The sequence below is a fragment of the Streptomyces sp. NPDC023838 genome (assembly GCF_040639555.1).
Taxonomy (GTDB): Bacteria; Actinomycetota; Actinomycetes; order Streptomycetales; family Streptomycetaceae; genus Streptomyces.
This window is the reverse complement of sequence record NZ_JBFAAD010000008.1, coordinates 190,936-208,172: the sequence shown is the minus strand read 5'-3', so window position 1 is coordinate 208,172 and position 17,237 is coordinate 190,936. Positions and strand designations below refer to the sequence as shown.

Below are 17,237 nucleotides of genomic sequence, written 5' to 3'. Positions count from 1 at the left end.
GGGCTGCTCCAGTTCCTTCAGCTCAGCGGGGACCGGTCGGGCGGGGCGACGGCCGGGAAGTGGCGCGGGTGCTCCCAGACGAGGGTGAGCCCGGCCGCCCAGTGCGGCCCGCTCTCGTCGTGCATGAACGCCTCCTTGCGCAACTTCAATATGTGGCCAGGGAGTTCGCTGGGCGCCAGGTCGGCCAGCCAGCGGCCCAGCTCGTCCAGGAAGCCGCTGCCCCGGCACCCGCCGTCGCAGGCGGCTCCGGTGCAGCCGGTGTGCGGCCAGAGCACGATCGGCGAGGGTGCGTTGAGCGCGGCCCCGTGCGGCTCGGTGGCCGTGCGCGCCGGGTCGGGCGGCCGGGCGAACCCCACCGGCCCGTACACGTCCTGGAGTTGTACGGAGAGCTTGTCCGGGCGGGGTGTCCTTCCGCACTCGATGCGGTGGACGGAGGAGCCGCGGCGGCCGTCGAGGGTCTCCCACATCTGGCGCAGCGTCCACTGGAGCCGCGGGTTCTTGCGGCGCAGCCGGTCCATGACGACGACGGGCGACACACAGCCGAGCGGCGGCTCGATGCCCTTGCGCCGCACCCACTGGTCGACCGGCTTGTGCAGCCAGTTGCGCGGCAGCGCGAACGCGACCAGCGCCCGCCCCCGGTCGTCGAGGTCCCCGAACGCGGCGTCGACCCGGTCCAGGACCCACTCGCGCAGCTGTCTCTCGCCGGTGACCGTGGCCGCGTCGACGAGCCTGCGGCTGCCGTCCCGGTACGCGTACACCTCCACCAGGAGCGCGTTCCGGCCCTCGCCGCTGCGGTTGATCTCCACCAGGACCGGCGACCAGCCGAGGTCGGGGACCCGGCCGCCCCCGCCCGGGTCGTTGAAGCGGGCCCGGTGGGCCCGGGCCCACTCGCGCAGCCCGCGCCCCAGCTCCGGATCCGGCGCCGCACCCGCGTCGGCCGCCGCCGCGAGCCGTACCGCGAACTCGGCGAGCGGCAGCGCGCCCGCCCTCGGCACCGACTCCGCCAGCAGGTGCCACACCGCCTCCCACAGACTCGCGAAACCGCCGTCCGGGGGCGCGAGCCCCAGCGGCCCCACCGCCTGCCGGAACAGCGCGTCCGGGTCGGCCGTGCCGTCGGGCACGCGCGCGAGGAGCGCGGCCAGCGCGCGCTTCTCGGCTGCCTGGTGGCCCGGGGTCGGCACGTGCTCGGCGAGCGGCGGCCAGGACCGCGCGAGGACCTGCGCCGAGACCATCCGTACCGGATCCATCGAGGACACCATGCCGACCACCTCGCCGCCCTCGGCCAGATGGACACCCGCGCCGCTGAACCCGCCGCTCACCGCCGTCCCGTACCCCGTCCACGCCTCCAGCTGCGTCCACTCGCCGCTGGTCAAGTCGCGTGCGGAGCAGCGCAGTTCGCTGAGGACGCCCTCCTCGTAGTCCTCCGGGAAGCCGTGCGCGAGGAGCTTGGGGGCCGGGTACGCGTACGGCGCGTCCGGGCGGGCGAAGCGGGCGGGGCGGACCGGCACGGGCCCGGCCAGTTCGAGCACGGCCCAGTCGCCGGGGTCCCGGGAGCCGCCCGCCCAGCCGCCGCGCGCCACCACGCGCGCCGCGACCGGTCCGCGCCCCGGCAGCCCGGGGAAGCGGACCTCGGCCGCCTCCTCCTGCCAGACCACGTGCGCGCAGGTCAGCACATGGCGGTCGGTGAACAGGAATCCGGCGCCGACCGCGCCGCCGCACGCGATGTACGTGTGCCAGGAGGGTGACGCCATCACCGCGCTGCCGTGGCTCCGCGGTCGGGGGCGGTGGCGGGCGCGTCGGGAGCCGCGCCGGTCCCGGGCGACCACGACAGCTTCACCAGGAGGTGGCCCTCCACCGCCGTCTTCGCGATCACCGCGCCCGCCTCGGCAGTCAGCTTCACGCCGAACTCCAGCTCCACGGCGTCCGGCTTGAGCCGCCCGTCCCGGAAGACGTGCAGCGCGGACTCGGCGGCCGCCCGGATGCCCTCCAGGGCGCTGTCGAACGTACGGGCCGCTTCGGAGACGGAGTTGTCGCCCCGGCGCACCAACTTGGCGCCGGAGGCGTGCCGTTCGACCTCCACCACGACGTGCGCACCGTCATCCGTCTGGAACTCCATCAGCGCACCCATCGCCGCCCCCTCGCAGCCGTGCCGGACCGGGCGACCATTGTGGCGGAGCGCCCCGGCCGCTGTCCGGGTTAGCTTTGAAGACATGTACCGAGAGCGTGCCTCGCGGCTGGCCGGCGCGGTGGTCTGGGCGCGCACGGTGGGGCCGGGCGCCGTCCGTCGCGTCCTGCCGGACGGCTGCATGGACCTGCTGTGGCGCGACGGGAAGCTGTTCGTCGCCGGTCCGGACACGCACGCGTACGTACCGGACGCGGCCGCCGGGGTCCGGTACGCGGGCGTGCGGTTCGCACCGGGCGCCGGCCCGGCCGCCCTCGGCGTACCGGCGCACGAGCTGCGCGACCGGCGCGTGGAGCTCGCCGCGCTCTGGCCGGGCGGCGAGGTGCGCCGCCTCGCCGAGCGGATCGCCGAGACCCCGGACCCGGCCACCGCCCTGGAGACGGTGGCGCTGGCCAGGGCCGGGGAGCCGGACCCGCTGATGCGTACGGTGGCCGAACGGCTCGCGGCGGGCGCCCCGGTCGCCGCGACCGCCGAGGCGGTCGGGCTCGGTGCCCGCCAGCTGCACCGCCGCTCCCTGGACGCCTTCGGCTACGGCCCCAAGACCCTCGCGCGCGTCCTACGCCTCCAGCGGGCGCTCGACCTCGTCCTTACGGGCGTGCCGTACGCGCAGGCGGCGCTCGCCGCCGGGTGCGCCGACCAGGCCCACCTCGCCCGCGAGATGCGCGACCTGGCCGGGACCACCCTCACCGCCTACGCCGAGGCGGCGAAGAGCGAGACGCCGACCCCGTCCGGGTCGTGGAGCGTCGCGTAACGCTGCCCCCAGAAGGCGTCGAAGGGCTTGAGGTGGCTGGAGTACCCGGCCGCCACCAGCTCCTCGTACAACCGGTCCACCTCGTCCGGCCCGTCGCAGACGAAGGCCAGATCGGCGCGGCCGCCGCCCTGCGGACGGGTCCAGTCCGGGTCGAAGGAGCGCACCACCTCCTCGGTGTCCCACAGGATTCGAGTGCCGCCGGGAAGCGTGTGCTCCACATGCGGCTCGGTGTCGGCCCCGGCCGGGATGTCCAGGCCCAGGCGGCGGTAGAAGGCGAGCGAGGCGGCCATGTCGGAGACGACCAGGCCGATGGAGTCGAATCGTGCGTTCATGGCTTCAACGTAGGCGGGGTGGGGCGGCGGGTCTTGTACGAATCGGACGTCCGCGTGATGCCGGCGGGGTGTCTCCCCTCCGTTGGCGCACTCTGCCTGCCGGGCGGCGCGCGGCCGCGTAGCGTGTGCGCATGCCTGCCGCCGATCAAGCGACCCGGCCCCTGCCGGGCCGAGCAGCCGCGCGCCCCGCGCCCCGCGACACCGTCCGGCTGGCGCTGGTGGGGGGCGTGCTCGCGCTCGCCTGCGCCGCCGTCCAGCTCGCCACCGGCGCCTGGCGGCTGCCGCTCGGCTGGGACGAGACCGTGTACGTCAGCCAGGTCGACCCCCGTGTCCCCGACGCCTTCTTCAGCGAGCCCCGGGCCCGGGGCATCAGCTGGCTCGCCGCGCCCGTCGCCCAGCTCACCGGCTCGGTTCCGGTGCTGCGTGCCTGGATGCTGCTGCTCGCGGCGGCGGGTCTCACGCTCGCCTTCCGCCCCTGGCTGACCCTGGTGGGCCGCCGGGTCGTGCTGCTCGCCGCCGTCCTCTTCGCCGGGCTGTGGGTGGTGCAGTTCTACGCGGGCGAGGTCATGCCCAACCTGTACGTGGCGTACGGGGCGGTCGCCGGGGCGGGGTGGTTCCTGCACGGCGCCGACGACCGGGACCGGCGGCGCGGCCCGCTGCTCGCGGTGGCCCTGAGCGTGGCCTTCACGGCGCTGGTCCGCCCGTACGACGGCGGCTATCTGGCGGTGGCCCTGCTCGCGGCTGTCCTCGCGGTACGGGCCGGGCGGCGGCTGCGCCTCGTCGTCGCGGTGCTGGCCGGACTGGTGGCCGGAGTGCTGCCCTGGGTGGTCGAGGCGTATCTGCGCTTCGGCGGCCTCCTGGAGCGGGTGCACGGCGCGGGCGAGGCGCAGGGCGGACTGAGTCTGCACAACGCGCTCGGCATGAACCTGATGACCCTCAACGGCCCACTGCTCTGCCGCCCCTGCACCTCCGGCTGGCCCAACCCCCATATGAGCGCGGCATGGTGGTTGGCCCTTCCCCTGCTCACCGTCGTCGGCGTGCTCTGCGCGGCCCGGGCCGGCCGGGTGCGCACGGCGCTGCTCGCGGTGTGGTGCGCGGCGGCGCTCGGCGTGCCCTACCTCTTCGGCATCGGCTATGCGGCGCCGCGCTTCCTGATCCCCGCCTACGCGCTGCTCTCGCTGGTCGTCGCGGAGTGCGTGGCCGGGGCGGTGGCGGCGGCGCGGGGACGGTGGCGGGTGGTCGTGGTGGCCGCCGTCGCGGTGTGCGTGGGGCTCCAGCTCTGGGGCCAGTACGGGATCATGGACCGGCGCACGGCACGCCAGCAGGCGCTGCGCTCCGACGACACATGGCTGGTGGCCCGGCTCGCGGAGTACGGCATCCGCCCGCCCTGCACCATCGTCGGCGAGCAGTCCCAGCCGCAGGCCTTCTACGGCCGCTGCTCCTCGCAGGCCAGCGACCGCGCCGACCGCACCCAGACGGTCCCGGGCATCGTGGCGGCGGCGCGGCGCACCCCGCTGGCCCTGGTCCAGGAGGCGCCGAACCCGCCCGCGTACGCCCGTTCCTGGCCCGGCCGCAAGGTGGTCACGCCCCGGACGGGAACGGTCTGGTACGTCTTCCTGGCACCGGCTCCCGCACGCCGCTGAGCGGGCCCGGAAAAGGAGTTGGCCGGGGTCGGGACCCGGCGTTATGGTGACTGCGTTCCGTGCGGCGGCCGTTGGCCGACGTGCTTCGGCCGTGAGATGTGATCCGGGAGGTGTGACCGATGGCTGTCATTGCGATGGGCGCTGCCCTCATCCAGAAGTGCCTCCATTCCACTCCCGTGGCCGCCGGCTGAACCCAACGCACCGCCGGGGCCGCCCTTGTGAAGGGTCACCCCTTGTCTTCCTCTTCTGCTTCGCAGCAGTCGTCCACCTCGCACGCCCTGTCTCCCTACGGCTGGGACGACGCCTGGGCCGCCGACTTCGCGCGCTACGCCGACCAGGGCCTGCTGCCCGGCCGCGTCGTCCGCGTCGACCGGGGCCAGTGCGACATCGTCACCGCCGAGGGTCTGCTGCGCGCCGACACCGCCTTCGTCACCCCGCACGACCCGATGCGGGTCGTCTGCACCGGTGACTGGGCCGCCGTCGAGCCCGCCGGCGACCCCCGGTTCGTCCGCGCGTATCTGCCGCGCCGCACCGCCTTCGTACGCAACACCTCCTCCAATCGGTCCGAGGGGCAGATCCTCGCGGCCAACGTGGACCACGCGATCATCGCGGTCTCGCTCGCCGTCGAGCTGGACCTCGGGCGGATCGAGCGGTTCCTGGCCCTGGCGTGGGAGTCGGGTGCGCAGCCGCTCGTCGTCCTCACCAAGGCCGACCTGGTGCCCGACCCGGTCGGGCTCTCCTACCTCGTCCAGGACGTGGAGACCGCCGCCCCCGGCGTCCAGGTCCTGCCCGTCAGCTCGGCGACCGGCGACGGCGTCGAGGTGCTGCGGGCGGTCGTCTCGGGCGGCACCAGCGTGCTGCTCGGCCAGTCCGGCGCGGGCAAGTCGACGCTGGCCAACGCGCTGCTCGGCACGGACGTGATGGAGGTGCAGGCCATCCGGGACGTCGACGGCAAGGGCCGGCACACCACCACGACCCGCAATCTGCTCGTCCTGCCCGGCGGCGGCGTCCTCATCGACACGCCGGGGCTGCGCGGCGTCGGCCTGTGGGACGCCGAGAGCGGCGTCGGGCAGGTCTTCGCCGAGATCGAGGAGCTGGCCGGGGAGTGCCGCTTCCACGACTGCGCCCACGAGGCGGAGCCGGGGTGCGCGGTGCTCGCGGCGATCGAGAACGGCTCGCTGGCCGAGCGGCGCCTGGAGAGCTACCGCAAGCTGATCCGCGAGAACCGGCGGATCGTCGCCAAGACCGACGCGCGCCTGCGCAACGAGATGCGCCGCGACTGGCGCCTCAAGTCGGCCGAGGGCCGCGCGAACATGGCCGCCAAGCGGGGCCGCGTGCGGTAGCGCCCGGTCTTTGTCTGCGGGCCGGTGGGGGGCCGGCCCGCAGTTCCCCGCGCCCCTCAAGGCGCCTGCGGGCGCCGGACGCGGTTGGTCTGCGGGCCGGTGGGGGGCCCGGCCGCGCGGTTCCCCGCGCCCCTCAAGGCACCTCCTGGGCGCCCCGGGGAATCGAGCGACCAGCCCCCACGGTCCGCGTCCGAATTCCGCCAGTCGTGCCCGCCCTGCTCCCGCACACTGGACGTGTGACGACGACATACGACGAGACCGACGAGACCCGCTACGAAGCCGTCAGCAGCCGGGACGCCCGCTTCGACGGCGAGTTCTTCTTCGCCGTGTCGACCACCGGCATCTACTGCCGCCCCAGCTGCCCGGCCGTCACCCCCAAGCGCCAGAACGTCCGCTTCTTCCCGACGGCGGCCGCCGCCCAGGGCCACGGCTTCCGGGCCTGCCGCCGCTGCCGTCCCGACGCGGTGCCCGGCTCGGCGGAGTGGAACGTGCGGGCCGACGTCGTGGGCCGCGCCGTCCGGCTCATCGGGGACGGCGTGGTGGACCGCGAGGGCGTCCCCGGCCTCGCCGTGCGCCTCGGCTACAGCACCCGGCAGGTCCAGCGCCAGCTCACCGCCGAGCTCGGCGCGGGCCCGGTCGCTCTCGCCCGTGCCCAGCGCGCCCACACCGCTCGGGTGCTGCTCCAGACCACCGGGCTGCCGGTCACCGACATCGCCTTCGCGGCCGGGTTCGCCAGTGTGCGGCAGTTCAACGACACCATCCGGCAGATCTACGCCCGCACCCCCAGCGCCCTGCGCGAGGAGTCCGGGACGAGGACCGGGCGGGGTTCGGCCGCCTTCGCCGCCGGGATCCCGCTGCGGCTCGCGCACCGGGGCCCGTACGCCGCCGCCGGGGTCTTCGACCTGCTCGCGGACGAGGCCGTCGCCGGGGTGGAGGAGATGACCGGCGAGCCGGGCGCGCGCACCTACCGCCGCACCCTGCGGCTGCCGTACGGCACGGGCATCGTGGCCGTCGAGGAGGCACGCCCGCGCGACGCCGCCCGGGGCGGCTGGCTGGAGGCCCGGCTGCACCTCACCGACCTGCGCGACCTCACGACCGCCGTCCAGCGGCTGCGCCGCCTGTTCGACCTGGACGCCGACCCGTACGCGGTGGACGAGCGGCTCGCCGCCGACCCCCGGCTCGCCCCGCTGGTCGCGGCCCGGCCGGGGACGCGCTCGCCGGGGGCCGCCGACCCGGACGAGTACGCGGTACGGGCGCTGGTGGGCCGGGACGCGGCGGACGAGCTCGTCGAGGCGTACGGCAAGCGCCTGGACGCCCCGTGCGGCGCGCTCACCCACCTCTTCCCGGAGCCCGCCGCTCTGGCCCGGCACCCGGACCCGGCACTGGCCGCCCTGGCCACCGCGCTCGCCGACTCCGCCCTGCGCCTCGACGCGGGCGCCGACCGGGAGGAGGCGGTCCGCGTCCTGTCCACCCTGCCGGGTCCGGACGCCGAAACCGTGGCACGGATCCGGATGCGGTCCCTGGGCGAGCCGGACGTGGCCGTCCCCGGCACGGACGAACTCCACCGGCCCTGGCGCTCGTACGCCCACCGCCACCTGAGCGCGGCCGGACTCCGGTAACCCAGCGGACATGCGGACGGCGTCGGCCGAGGGGCGGGCGCGGGTGCCCTCTGCGAACGTCGGTACATGATCCGTCTCGCCCGCGTCCCCCTGGACCGGTGGTCGGCGTTCGTGCCGGCGCTCGCCGTGGTGCTGCTCGCATTCACCTGGGGACGCTCGCTGCCGTCGGGCCTGGTGGCGCTGGTGTCGTGCTTCCTGGCGGGCGCGGTCCTGGCGGCGGTGCACCACGCCGAGGTGGTGGCGCACCGGGTGGGCGAGCCGTTCGGCTCGCTGAGATCATCGACCCGCCGGGCGGCCGCCAGCCCATGACGGCCCGTACCGATCAGGGCAGCGTCGTCCTGGTCCACTCGGGGGAGACGTACAACTTCACCGAGTTACGCGCCGAACTGGCCGCCCGCGGCCACCGGTTCATCACCGAGTCCGGCACCGAGGTCGTGCTGCGCGGCTATCTCGAATGGGGCGAGGACCGCGCCGGCATGGCCGTGGGGCTCGAAGTGCGGGTGCCGTTCTGCGACCACCGGCTCGTCGAGTACGTGTACAACGCGCCCTGGGCGCTGAAGTCCTTCGACGGGCGCGAGAAGAGCCTGCTGCGGGAGGCCGCGGCGGACGTGCTGCCGAAGTCGGTCTACGGCCGGGTGAAGAGCCCGTACCCCTCGACGCAGGACCCGAAGTACGCGGCCGCGCTCCAGGAACAGGGCAAGGACCTGCTGGCGCGCACCGGCCACCCCGTCTTCCAACTCGTCGACCCCGGGCGCCTGTCGGCCGCCGTGCGCGAGGCGGCACCGCAGACCACGCCGGCCTCCCGGAGCGGTCTGGAGCACGCCCTCGACCTGGCCGTCTGGTTCGACACGTACGCGCCGGGACTACACTCGCCTGACCTGAATTCGGTGCGGGGGGCGGCGTACGGGCGATGATCATCGACGACGATGCGGCGCTGCAACTGGTGATCTCGCTCCACCGGCTGCTGCGCGGTCTGCGCCGGGCCGCCCCGGCCGACGGGATCCAGCCCACCCAGCTCGTGGTGCTCTCGCTGCTCGCCGAGAGCGGGCCCGCCCGCATCGGCGAGCTCGCGGCCCGGGTGCCGTGCTCGCAGCCGACCGCCACGGCCGCCGTCCCGGGTCTGGAGGCGACGGGGCTCGTCCTGCGCGAGAGCGACCCCACGGACGGCCGGGCCGCCCGGATCGTCCCCACCGAACGCGGCGCCCGCGCCCTGGTGGACGCCGCCCGCGCCGAGGCCGAGGTGCTGGCCTGGCGCCTGGGCGCGCTCGGCGCCGAGGAGGCCCGGGCGGTCGTCGCGCTGGGCCCGCTGCTGCGCCGCCTCGCCGAGACGGCCCACGACGGCTCCGACCCGGCGAGCCGGGCGTAGGGCCTAATCCGGTGGATCCGGCCGCTCTCGGCGCGGGCCGCCGCTACTTCTCCTCCAGCCCCCAGCTGTGGATCTTCCCCGGGTGGATCCGGATCAGCTCCTCGCTGAAGTGCGGCCCCAACTCGTGCGGCCCGGTGAGCAGTTCGGCCTCGCCGCGCACCTCCACGCCCCGCACCCGCCACGGCCGTACGCTCACCACGTCGTCCACGACCAGCGCGAGCCGCGGGTTCGCCAGCAGGTTGCGCCACTTCTTGGTGGTGCCGAGCGCGTACCCGCCGATCAGGATCGTGCCGTCGTCCTGTGGGAAGAACCCGACCGGGTTCGCCTGCGGCTGGCCCTTGGGGTCGACGGTCGCCAGCCGGCCCAGCCGCTGGGACTTCAGGTACGCGCGCTCGGCCGCGCTGAATTCGGTCATGGCCCCAGCGTCACACGCGTACCCGCGCAAGGTCATCGGCTTAGGGAACCAGTGCGCACGGGTCGCGCGACCTACGTCCTCACCGGCCCGGACCCAAAACCGCCCGGACCCAAAACCGCCCGGCCCCGCGACACCCGGCCCCCCCGACGCCCGGCCCCGCGACGCCCGGCCCCGCGACGCCCGGCCCCGGAAGCGGCTCAGACCGAGATCACCACGCCCGCCCACAAGCCCACCACCAGCAGGCACGCGAACAGCTCCACCAGGACCGAATACCCGCCGGACCGCAGCACCGTACGGGCCGACGTCCAGCCCGCCCCGTGGCTGCCCAGCCGCATCCGCTCGGCCGCGTACAGGCCGCCCAGGAACCCCACGATCCCGCCGACCACCGGCAGCAGGAAGAAACCGGCGATCGCCGCGGCGCCGCCGGTCAGCAGCGAGCGCCGGGGCGCGCCGGCCGCCTTCAGGCGCCGGGGCGGCATGACCAGCTTGAGGGACTGGGCGAGCAGGAGCAGGCCCGTCGCCCCGGCCAGGACCGCCCAGGCCGTGCCGGTGGCGTCGGTGAGGGCCCACCACGCCACGGCGGCCCACACGATCGCCTGCCCGGGCACCCCGGGCACCAGCACGCCCAGCAGCCCGAGGAGCATCACCAGGCCCATCACCAGGAGCTGCCACACACCCACACTGCCCAGCGTGCAGTAACCGGGACGTTTCCGCAGACCCGGGCGCGGCGCGGGGCCGTGGCCGACGTGATCCGACCCCGGTCGGCGAGACCGCTATCGAGCCACCCAGCCGCGTTCGTACGCATGCCACCCCAGCTGGAGCCGGGTGGTGACGCCGGTCAGCTCCATCAGGCCCTTCACCCGGCGCTGTACGGTCCGCAGCCCCAGGTCGAGCTGTTTGGCCGCGCTCGCGTCCGTCATCCCGGCCAGCAGCAGCGAGAGGATCTCCAGATCGGTGGCGTCGGGGCCGGAGGACTCCTCCCGTACCGCCGTGCCCGCCAGCCGCAGCGGCAGCGCGTCCCGCCACACCGCCTCGAAGAGGCCCATCAGCGACTCCAGCAGGCCGCTGGCGTGCACCACCAGGGCGGCCGGCTCCGCGTCCCGGCCGGTCAGCGGCACCATCGCCAGGCTGCGGTCAGCCACCACCAGCTTGGTGGGCACCCGGTCGACCGTGCGCACCTGCTCGTCGCGGCCGAGCGCCGCCGTGACCTCGGTGATCCCGGCGGGCAGGGCGAGCACCTCGCGCTCGATGACGACCCGGTAGGCGACGCCCCGGGTCGCGGCCCGTTCCTCGGACTCTTTGTCCACCCCGGTCACCGCGACCGGATTGCCGGTGACCAGGGCGCACACCTCCTCGGCCGCGCCCAGCTGGAGCTGGTGGAAGCGGTGGGCGACGGCGGACGCGCCGGTCACCACCTCCACCAGGTCGTGCACGGCGGGCTCGGCGGCCTCGGCCCGGTACTCCTCGGCGAGCAGCGCGGCCGCCAGCTCCGCCTGCTCCAGCTCGTGGCGTTGCTGGGTGAGCAGGGCGCCGAGCGCCACGCCGGGCGGGGCCGCCACCCAGCGTCCGGTCCGGGCCGAGGACTGGGCGGCCAGGCCCTGGCGCTCCAGGCGCCGCAGCGCCCGTTCCGTGTCGGGCTCGGGCAGCGCGAGCCGGTGCGCCAGGTCCGCGACCTCGGCCGCGCCCAGCGCCACCAGCGTCCGGTACGCCGACTCCTGTGTCTCGTCCAGGCCTATGGCTCCCAGCACCCTCGTCCGCCCCTCTCGCGCCCGCTGTCCACGCGTGGCGGGAAACGGCCACGGCGCGAACCCGCCTCACAACATCATCCCCGCACCTTCCGTCGCTCTGCCAAGGCGACGCAACCGCAGTACCAACAGCCGTCGGCAACAAGGCATTTGTGCGCTTTGCGTGCGGAGTGCTTTGTTCCGGATTCACCTGGGGAGAGCGATGCGTCCGAAATCGCGCACGGCTCTGGGAGTAGCGACCACCGCCGTCCTGGCCGTCACCGCGGTCTCGCCGTCCGTGGCCACACCACCGGACGCCGCGACCGCCGCGAGACCCGTCACCGGCGGCGAGGCCGGCAGTTCCGTCACGGCAGTTCCGTCACCCAGACCGTGGCGCGCGCGTACGACGTGCGGTAGTCACCACGGTTCGCCGGGCGGCCCTGCCTGTGGGGGGAAGGGCCGCCCGGCGGAGGCACGTTCGCTCGCGTCCGCGTACGGGGTGCGGATTTGCGTGCTGACCATTTTTACTCCGTTCCACCGTTTTCGTACGGCCCTCGCGGTGGACAATAAGGGCATGAGTCAGCAGGGGGAGAGGCGCACCTCGGACGACGACTGGTGGACTCGCCTGTACGACGAGCTCGCCCCGGACAGCGCGCCCGCGACCGCGGGCGACACCCTCGACGACCGCTTCAACTCCGTTGCGGAGGCGGTGAGTCCGCCCGTGCCGGACCCCAGGTCCGGGCCGCCGCGGCATGCGCCGCGCGTGCCGGAGCAGTCGGCGCCGCGGGACCGAACCGATCCTGCGTCCACGGCCGAGCCCGTGGACGTACGGGGGGAACCCATGGACGTGCCGCTCGAACCCGAGGGCATGCCGGGTGCGGCGACGCCGCCCGCCCCCGGCGGGACCCCGCCCCGGGCACCCTGGCAGCCGCGCGGCAGCACGGCGCCGCCCGGCTCCGGCCGCACGGCCGGCTGGTGGGAGCCCGCCGACTCCCTGCCGCCTCCGCCCCCGCCCGGCTACGAGCCCGCCGACTCCCTTCCGCCGCCCCCGCCGCCGCCCGGCTACGAGCCCGCCGACTCCCTTCCGCCGCCCCCGCCGCCGCCCGGCTACGAGCCCGCCGTCCCCGCGCCGCCGGCGCAGCCGCCGGAGCCCCGAGCCGCCCAGCCGCCCCCGGCCCCGCCCGATCCGCCCGCCTCCGTCACGGTCCCGCCCGAGGCGGCCCCCGAACCGCCGCCACCCTCTCCCCAGCCCCGTGTCGGCCATGTGGGCGACCGGCCGCCCACCTACGACGCCGAGCCCACCGCGCTGCCCCACGCGCGGGCCGACGGCCTCGACGAGCTCGTCGCGGACACGGTCCTCGACGGCGCCCGGTACGGGGCGTACGTGCTGCGCGCCGCCTCCACACGCGGCGACTCGGCCCGCTACCGGGGCGAGCCCCGGCGCGACGCCCTGCTCACCGCCCGGTTCGGCAACGGCGAGGACGCGCTGGTCCTGGTGGCCGTCGCCAGCGGCATGCGGGCCTTCGAGGGCGCGCACCTCGCCGCCGCCGACGCCTGCCGCTGGATCGGCGGCGCCATCGGGCGCAGCCACGCCCGGCTCGCCGACGACATCAGGGCCGGGCGCCGGGGCGACCTCAAGTCCGGGCTGCACCGGCTCACCGACCGCAGCTACGGCAGACTGCGCGCCCGCGCCGCCGAGCTCGGCGCGGAGCCCGAGGAGTACACGGCGGGCCTGCGCTGTCTGCTGCTCTCCGCCGACCCCAGCTGCCGCACCCGGGTCTTCTTCGGGGTCGGTCCCGGCGGCCTCTTCCGGCTGCGCTCGGGCGTCTGGCAGGACATCGAGCCCGCCGCGCCCGAGCCGGGCGAGGTCAGCGGAGAGCCCGTCGTCGGCTTCGGCTCGCCGCCCGCGGCGGACGCGGAGAACGCCGACGGCGACCGGCTCACCATGGACCTGCACACCGTGGAGCCCGCCCGCCCGTACATCGACCCGCCGCCCCCGCCCGCCGAACCGTTCCGCTTCCGGGCCTCCGTCGCCCGCCCGGGCGACACCTTGCTGCTGTGCAGCGGCGGGCTCGCCGAGCCGCTGCGGGGCGAGCCCGCGCTCGCGAAGGAGCTGGCCGAACGGTGGGCCGGACACGGGCCGCCCGGCCTCGCCGAGTACCTCGCGGACGTCCAGCTGAGGGTGAAGGGGTACGCCGACGACCGTACGGCGGTGGCCGTCTGGGAGGCCGTGACGGCGGCCCGTGGATGAGTGACTCCTCCCCCCGGATGAATCCGGGGGGCTTCTCCTGTCGGTGGCTCAGGCCACGTCGGGAAGGGCCAGCCCGGAGCCACTGACAACAGTGCAGATCCGTGCTGCAAGCCGGGGTCAGAGCAGTCCAGAGAAGCGATTCCCCAACTCCTCGCTCGGCATGGTCGAACGGGAGATGCTGGTGGCCGGGCTGCCGTCGTACGGGACGGGCAACCGCGACCCCGACTTCGCGGCCATCGCCCGCGCGGCCGGTGCGTACGGCGTGCGCGTCGAGAAGCCCAAGCAGCTCGCGGGTGCGCTCAAGGACGCCTTCACAAGGGGCCCGCCCTGGTCGACGTGGTCACCGACCCCAACGCGCTCTCCATCCCGCCGAAGATCAGCGCCGAGATGGTCACCGGCTTCGCGCTCTCCGCGAGCAAGATCGTGCTGGACGGCGGGGTCGGCCGGATGCTCCGGATGGCGCGTTCCAATCTGCGCAACGTGCCCCGGCCGTAAGGCCGTGAGGCAGACATAAGGCAGATGTCCACCCCGCCGCCCGGCGATGGGGTGACCCTCCATGGTCAGCGCGTCTCCCGGCGGGCTCTGCCGGGAGACGGGCGCGTTAGTAGGCGCATTCGGCCCGGCACGGGTGAATCCCGGCGCGGGCGGCCCGTTCCACCCTGTGACTCGCCTGTGAGTAAGGGGCGCCGCCCTGGAGTGCCCTCCTTACCGCCGACCGGCCCGCGCCCGTCCGGCGGACCGAGGAACCGCTCCCGCCGTGTATTCCGTCGGTTGTTGAGGAATCACCATGCGTGACGGGGGGGCGGTGGGGCATGCATCCCGTGAGGGTGTTCGAGACGGAAAGGGACGTGACGACGTGCGGGTGGGGGCTATGACTGAACGTCAGGGAGGGGGCGGGCCCGAAACGAACGGGGCGTTCCGCGGAGCGGGTGCGCGTGCGGTGCTCCAAGGACAGCTGCGGCGCAGGGTGGGGCGGGCGGACCTCACGGCGGTGCCGGAAGTGCGGCGCGCGCTGCGGGAGTTGCTGGGGGGCTGGAAGCACACGGGGCCGGTCGAGGTGGCCGAGCTGCTCACCTGCGAGCTGGTGACCAACGCGCTCATACACACCGACCAGGGGGCGGTGGTGACGGCCACGGTGGCTCCGGCCGGGCTCCGCGTCGAGGTGCACGACTTCACACCGATGCTGCCCAAACCGCACGTACCGTCCGTCGACGACGGTACGCACGGCAGGGGGCTACTGCTGGTGCAGGCGCTCGCGGACGCCTGGGGCGTGCGCGCGCACGAGGCGGGCAAGGTCGTCTGGTTCGAGCTCGGCAGCGGGACGGCGTGAAGACGGCGGGACGGTATGAAGGCCGCGGGACGGCATGAAGCCGCCGAGGCGTGGTGCCTCCGGTGTGAGGCCTACGGAGCCGTCCCCGCTCAGCCGAACTGCTGCTCCAGATCCTTGAGTTTGCGCTCCAGGTGGTCGAGGCGCGGCAGCGTCTGCGTGTCGTCCTCGGCCGTGAGGTCGACGGTCCTGGACGCCGCCACGGACTCAGCGCCCGTGACGGCCTGAAGAGAGGGCCGGTTGCGAGGAGGCAGTTGTCCCGGCTCTGGTATGGCGGGCTCCGCGACAGCCTTCGGCTGCCCGGAGCCCGCACTCGTCGCCATGGACTGGACGTCGACCTGGCGTCCGCCGGGCCGCACCCGGCCCAGGCTGCGGCCCTGTCGGCTGAGCGCCTTCAGATGTGCCCGCTCCAGCTTCTCCTGCTCGCGCCGGCGCAGCCGGTTCTGCTCCTTGGCGCGCCGGTCCTCGCGCACCTCCTCCACCGCCTCGTCCAGCGTCCGCACGCCCTCCAGGAGCATCAGCGACCAGGCGCCGAACGTCTCCCTGGGGGCCCGCAGCCACCGTACGATCCGGATCTGCGGCAGCGGGCGGGGCACCAGGCCCTGCTCGCGCAGCGCCGCCCGGCGGGTCTGCTTCAGCGCGCGGTCGAAGAGCACCGCCGCCGAGAGCGACATCCCGGCGAAGAACTGCGGGGCACCCGCGTGGGCCATGCCGCGTGGCGCGTGCACCCAGTTGAACCAGGCCGCCGCACCGGCGAACGTCCACACCAGCAGGCGTGAGCCGAGCGCCGCGTCGCCGTGGCTGGCCTCGCGCACCGCGAGCACCGAGCAGAACATCGCGGCGCCGTCGAGGCCGAAGGGGACGAGGTACTCCCAGCCGTCCGTCAGGTTCAGGTTCTGCCGGCCGAAGCCGACGAGGCCGTGGAAGGAGAGCGCGGCGGCGACGGCCGCGCAGCAGAACAGCAGCACATAGGAGGCGGTGCCGTAGACGGCTTCCTTGCGGCGGCGGCGCTCCTCGCTGCGTTCCCAGGTGTCGTCGCCGGACGCGCTCTCGCCGGTGCGCTTGCCGCGCGTCAGGACGACCAACGCCACGACGACCCCCACGATCATCACGCCGCCCGGAAGCAGCCAGTCCAGAGATATGTCGGTCAGTCGCATGCGGTGTCCCTTGAATCACGTAAGGCGTTCCGGGCGCCATAGTGCTCCTGCCGCGCGGGGCCGCAGGGGTTTTCGGGGCAAGAGACCGCCATTGGAGAGCAGCGGCATACGGATAGGTGCGATCTGCTCGAACTGACGTAAGAGAAACCCGAGTTGGGTTCGAATCCGGCTCACCCGGACGAGTGGCGTGGATTCAGGACGCGGCACTCAGCTTGGCCACCCGGTCGGCGTCGCAGGTACGCGGACAGGTGACACAGGTGTCCTCGGGGCGCAGGGTGTAGAAGAGGCAGCAACTGGCCCGGTCACGGGTCGGCAGCGGCTCGCCCGCGGGCCCGCGCAGCTCGCGGAAGCCGGCGGTGCCGACGTACGGCTTGGTCGAGCCCGGCAGCAGCAGCTCCAGCTCGGCCATGGCCCGCCGCTCCTCGCCGAGCAGCGCGGCCACGTACCAGAGCCCCTCGACGACCTCGTCGGTCGCCATGCCCCACAGCGCCCGCCTGCCGCGCCGCATCCGGGGTCCGAAGCCGTCGAGCACCGGGCCGAGGTGCTCGGCGACGGCCGCGCGGACCTCGGCGCGCAGCGCCTCCTCGTCCGGGACGACCCGGGCGCCGGGCAGCGCGGCCGCCGTGTCCCCGGGCAGGCACGCGAACTCCCGCACCCGCACGGTCAGCCGTCCGAGGGTGCGCTGGAAGGACACGTCCTCCACGGGCACGCGCGGCACCCGGCGGTGCAGGAACCACGGAACCGTGATGAGCAGACAGGCGGGCCAGGCGTAGCGGTGGAAGCCGAAGGAGGCGATGACGTCGGAGCGGGCCCGCTGTCCGTAGTCGCGCAGGACCTGCTCGTCGTCCCAGCCGAGGAAGGCGTCCAGGGCGTCCCCGCCGGAGGCGAGCTGGTCCGCGCCGACCCAGCCGGGGGTGCCGGGGGCCCGCTCGCCGTCCGCGAGCTCGTGGACCCGGACGCCGGGGTAGACGTCGGCCAGCCGCGCGTAGGACGCGGCCAGGGGGCTCGGGAGCAGCGTGGACACAGTCATGCAGGGACCACCGAATCACGATCGTTTGCAGGTAAGGCTTACCTTAGCTGATGCTCGCGATGTTTGAACTGTCGCTTTGTCCGCCTATGGTGCTGGG

At 74.7% G+C, this 17,237-nt stretch carries 18 protein-coding genes and 2 pseudogenes; 11 read left to right on the top strand and 9 right to left on the bottom strand.

What is annotated here, in order from left to right; translation table 11 throughout:
• Positions 1-17: 17 nt before the first annotated feature.
• The gene (locus tag AB0G17_RS13570) at positions 18-1,751 is read right to left on the bottom strand and encodes a trypsin-like peptidase domain-containing protein (protein WP_361380466.1); all 1,734 of its coding nucleotides are present in this window, start codon (positions 1,749-1,751) and stop codon (positions 18-20) included.
• Entirely contained in the window at positions 1,751-2,128 is a 378-nt protein-coding gene (locus AB0G17_RS13565) for a CU044_2847 family protein (RefSeq protein ID WP_361380463.1), read from the bottom strand. Before AB0G17_RS13565 ends, AB0G17_RS13570 begins: the two co-directional genes overlap by 1 nt.
• A gap of 82 nt (positions 2,129-2,210) precedes the next feature.
• Between AB0G17_RS13565 and AB0G17_RS13560 the strand changes: the two genes are divergently transcribed.
• Positions 2,211-2,933 (top strand): DUF6597 domain-containing transcriptional factor, encoded by a 723-nt coding sequence (locus AB0G17_RS13560; RefSeq protein WP_361380460.1) that lies wholly within the window; start codon positions 2,211-2,213, stop codon positions 2,931-2,933.
• Here AB0G17_RS13560 and AB0G17_RS13555 read toward each other — a convergent pair.
• Positions 2,873-3,265, bottom strand: a complete 393-nt coding sequence (locus AB0G17_RS13555) for a VOC family protein (RefSeq protein ID WP_361380457.1) — start codon at positions 3,263-3,265, stop codon at positions 2,873-2,875. The genes AB0G17_RS13560 and AB0G17_RS13555 overlap by 61 nt on opposite strands.
• Positions 3,266-3,396: 131 nt before the next feature.
• Between AB0G17_RS13555 and AB0G17_RS13550 the strand changes: the two genes are divergently transcribed.
• The 7 genes and pseudogenes from AB0G17_RS13550 to AB0G17_RS13520 all read left to right on the top strand — a co-directional run bounded on the left by AB0G17_RS13550 (position 3,397) and on the right by AB0G17_RS13520 (position 9,236).
• Positions 3,397-4,908: a hypothetical protein gene (locus AB0G17_RS13550; RefSeq protein WP_361380454.1), complete on the top strand. Its 1,512-nt coding sequence runs from the start codon at positions 3,397-3,399 to the stop codon at positions 4,906-4,908.
• 233 nt (positions 4,909-5,141) lie between these two features.
• Positions 5,142-6,251 (top strand): ribosome small subunit-dependent GTPase A, encoded by a 1,110-nt coding sequence (rsgA, locus tag AB0G17_RS13545; protein WP_361380450.1) that lies wholly within the window; start codon positions 5,142-5,144, stop codon positions 6,249-6,251.
• A gap of 236 nt (positions 6,252-6,487) precedes the next feature.
• Positions 6,488-7,870 carry an AlkA N-terminal domain-containing protein gene (locus tag AB0G17_RS13540; RefSeq protein ID WP_361380447.1) on the top strand — a complete coding sequence of 461 codons (1,383 nt, stop codon included), beginning with the start codon at positions 6,488-6,490 and terminating at the stop codon, positions 7,868-7,870.
• 66 nt (positions 7,871-7,936) lie between these two features.
• A complete protein-coding gene (locus tag AB0G17_RS13535) occupies positions 7,937-8,179 on the top strand; it encodes a hypothetical protein (protein ID WP_361380444.1) in 243 nt (80 codons plus the stop codon).
• Positions 8,176-8,298 (top strand): annotated as a pseudogene (locus AB0G17_RS13530) (hypothetical protein); the annotation flags it as partial. The gene AB0G17_RS13535 and the pseudogene AB0G17_RS13530, both read left to right, overlap by 4 nt.
• A gap of 6 nt (positions 8,299-8,304) precedes the next feature.
• Positions 8,305-8,784: an asparagine synthase-related protein gene (locus tag AB0G17_RS13525; protein ID WP_361380626.1), complete on the top strand. Its 480-nt coding sequence runs from the start codon at positions 8,305-8,307 to the stop codon at positions 8,782-8,784.
• Positions 8,781-9,236: a MarR family transcriptional regulator gene (locus AB0G17_RS13520; RefSeq protein WP_361380441.1), complete on the top strand. Its 456-nt coding sequence runs from the start codon at positions 8,781-8,783 to the stop codon at positions 9,234-9,236. Before AB0G17_RS13525 ends, AB0G17_RS13520 begins: the two co-directional genes overlap by 4 nt.
• 43 nt (positions 9,237-9,279) lie before the next feature.
• Here the strand turns inward: AB0G17_RS13520 and AB0G17_RS13515 are convergent, their stop codons facing one another.
• From AB0G17_RS13515 to AB0G17_RS13500, 4 genes are all read right to left on the bottom strand, one after another.
• On the bottom strand, positions 9,280-9,651 hold the full coding sequence (locus AB0G17_RS13515; RefSeq protein WP_361380438.1) for a PPOX class F420-dependent oxidoreductase: 372 nt from the start codon (positions 9,649-9,651) through the stop codon (positions 9,280-9,282).
• 197 nt (positions 9,652-9,848) lie between these two features.
• The gene (locus tag AB0G17_RS13510; RefSeq protein WP_361380435.1) at positions 9,849-10,331 is read right to left on the bottom strand and encodes a DUF456 domain-containing protein; all 483 of its coding nucleotides are present in this window, start codon (positions 10,329-10,331) and stop codon (positions 9,849-9,851) included.
• Positions 10,332-10,424: 93 nt separating this feature from the next.
• Positions 10,425-11,399 (bottom strand): helix-turn-helix domain-containing protein, encoded by a 975-nt coding sequence (locus tag AB0G17_RS13505; protein ID WP_361380432.1) that lies wholly within the window; start codon positions 11,397-11,399, stop codon positions 10,425-10,427.
• A gap of 183 nt (positions 11,400-11,582) precedes the next feature.
• A complete protein-coding gene (locus tag AB0G17_RS13500) occupies positions 11,583-11,744 on the bottom strand; it encodes a hypothetical protein (protein ID WP_361380429.1) in 162 nt (53 codons plus the stop codon).
• Between the two features lie 205 nt (positions 11,745-11,949).
• On the opposite strand from AB0G17_RS13500, the gene AB0G17_RS13495 reads away from it, so the two are divergent.
• The 3 genes and pseudogenes from AB0G17_RS13495 (at position 11,950) to AB0G17_RS13485 (ending at position 14,956) form a co-directional block, all read left to right on the top strand.
• Positions 11,950-13,626 (top strand): protein phosphatase 2C domain-containing protein, encoded by a 1,677-nt coding sequence (locus AB0G17_RS13495; protein ID WP_361380426.1) that lies wholly within the window; start codon positions 11,950-11,952, stop codon positions 13,624-13,626.
• A 145-nt stretch (positions 13,627-13,771) separates the two neighbouring features.
• Positions 13,772-14,121 (top strand): annotated as a pseudogene (locus AB0G17_RS13490) (thiamine pyrophosphate-dependent enzyme); the annotation flags it as partial.
• A gap of 445 nt (positions 14,122-14,566) precedes the next feature.
• Positions 14,567-14,956, top strand: coding sequence for an ATP-binding protein (locus tag AB0G17_RS13485; RefSeq protein ID WP_361380423.1), 390 nt, complete (start codon positions 14,567-14,569; stop codon positions 14,954-14,956).
• 89 nt (positions 14,957-15,045) lie between these two features.
• Here AB0G17_RS13485 and AB0G17_RS13480 read toward each other — a convergent pair whose 3' ends face one another.
• The gene (locus AB0G17_RS13480; protein ID WP_361380420.1) at positions 15,046-16,110 is read right to left on the bottom strand and encodes a DUF2637 domain-containing protein; all 1,065 of its coding nucleotides are present in this window, start codon (positions 16,108-16,110) and stop codon (positions 15,046-15,048) included.
• A 193-nt stretch (positions 16,111-16,303) separates the two neighbouring features.
• A complete protein-coding gene (locus AB0G17_RS13475) occupies positions 16,304-17,140 on the bottom strand; it encodes a (2Fe-2S)-binding protein (RefSeq protein WP_361380418.1) in 837 nt (278 codons plus the stop codon).
• Positions 17,141-17,237 lie beyond the last annotated feature (97 nt).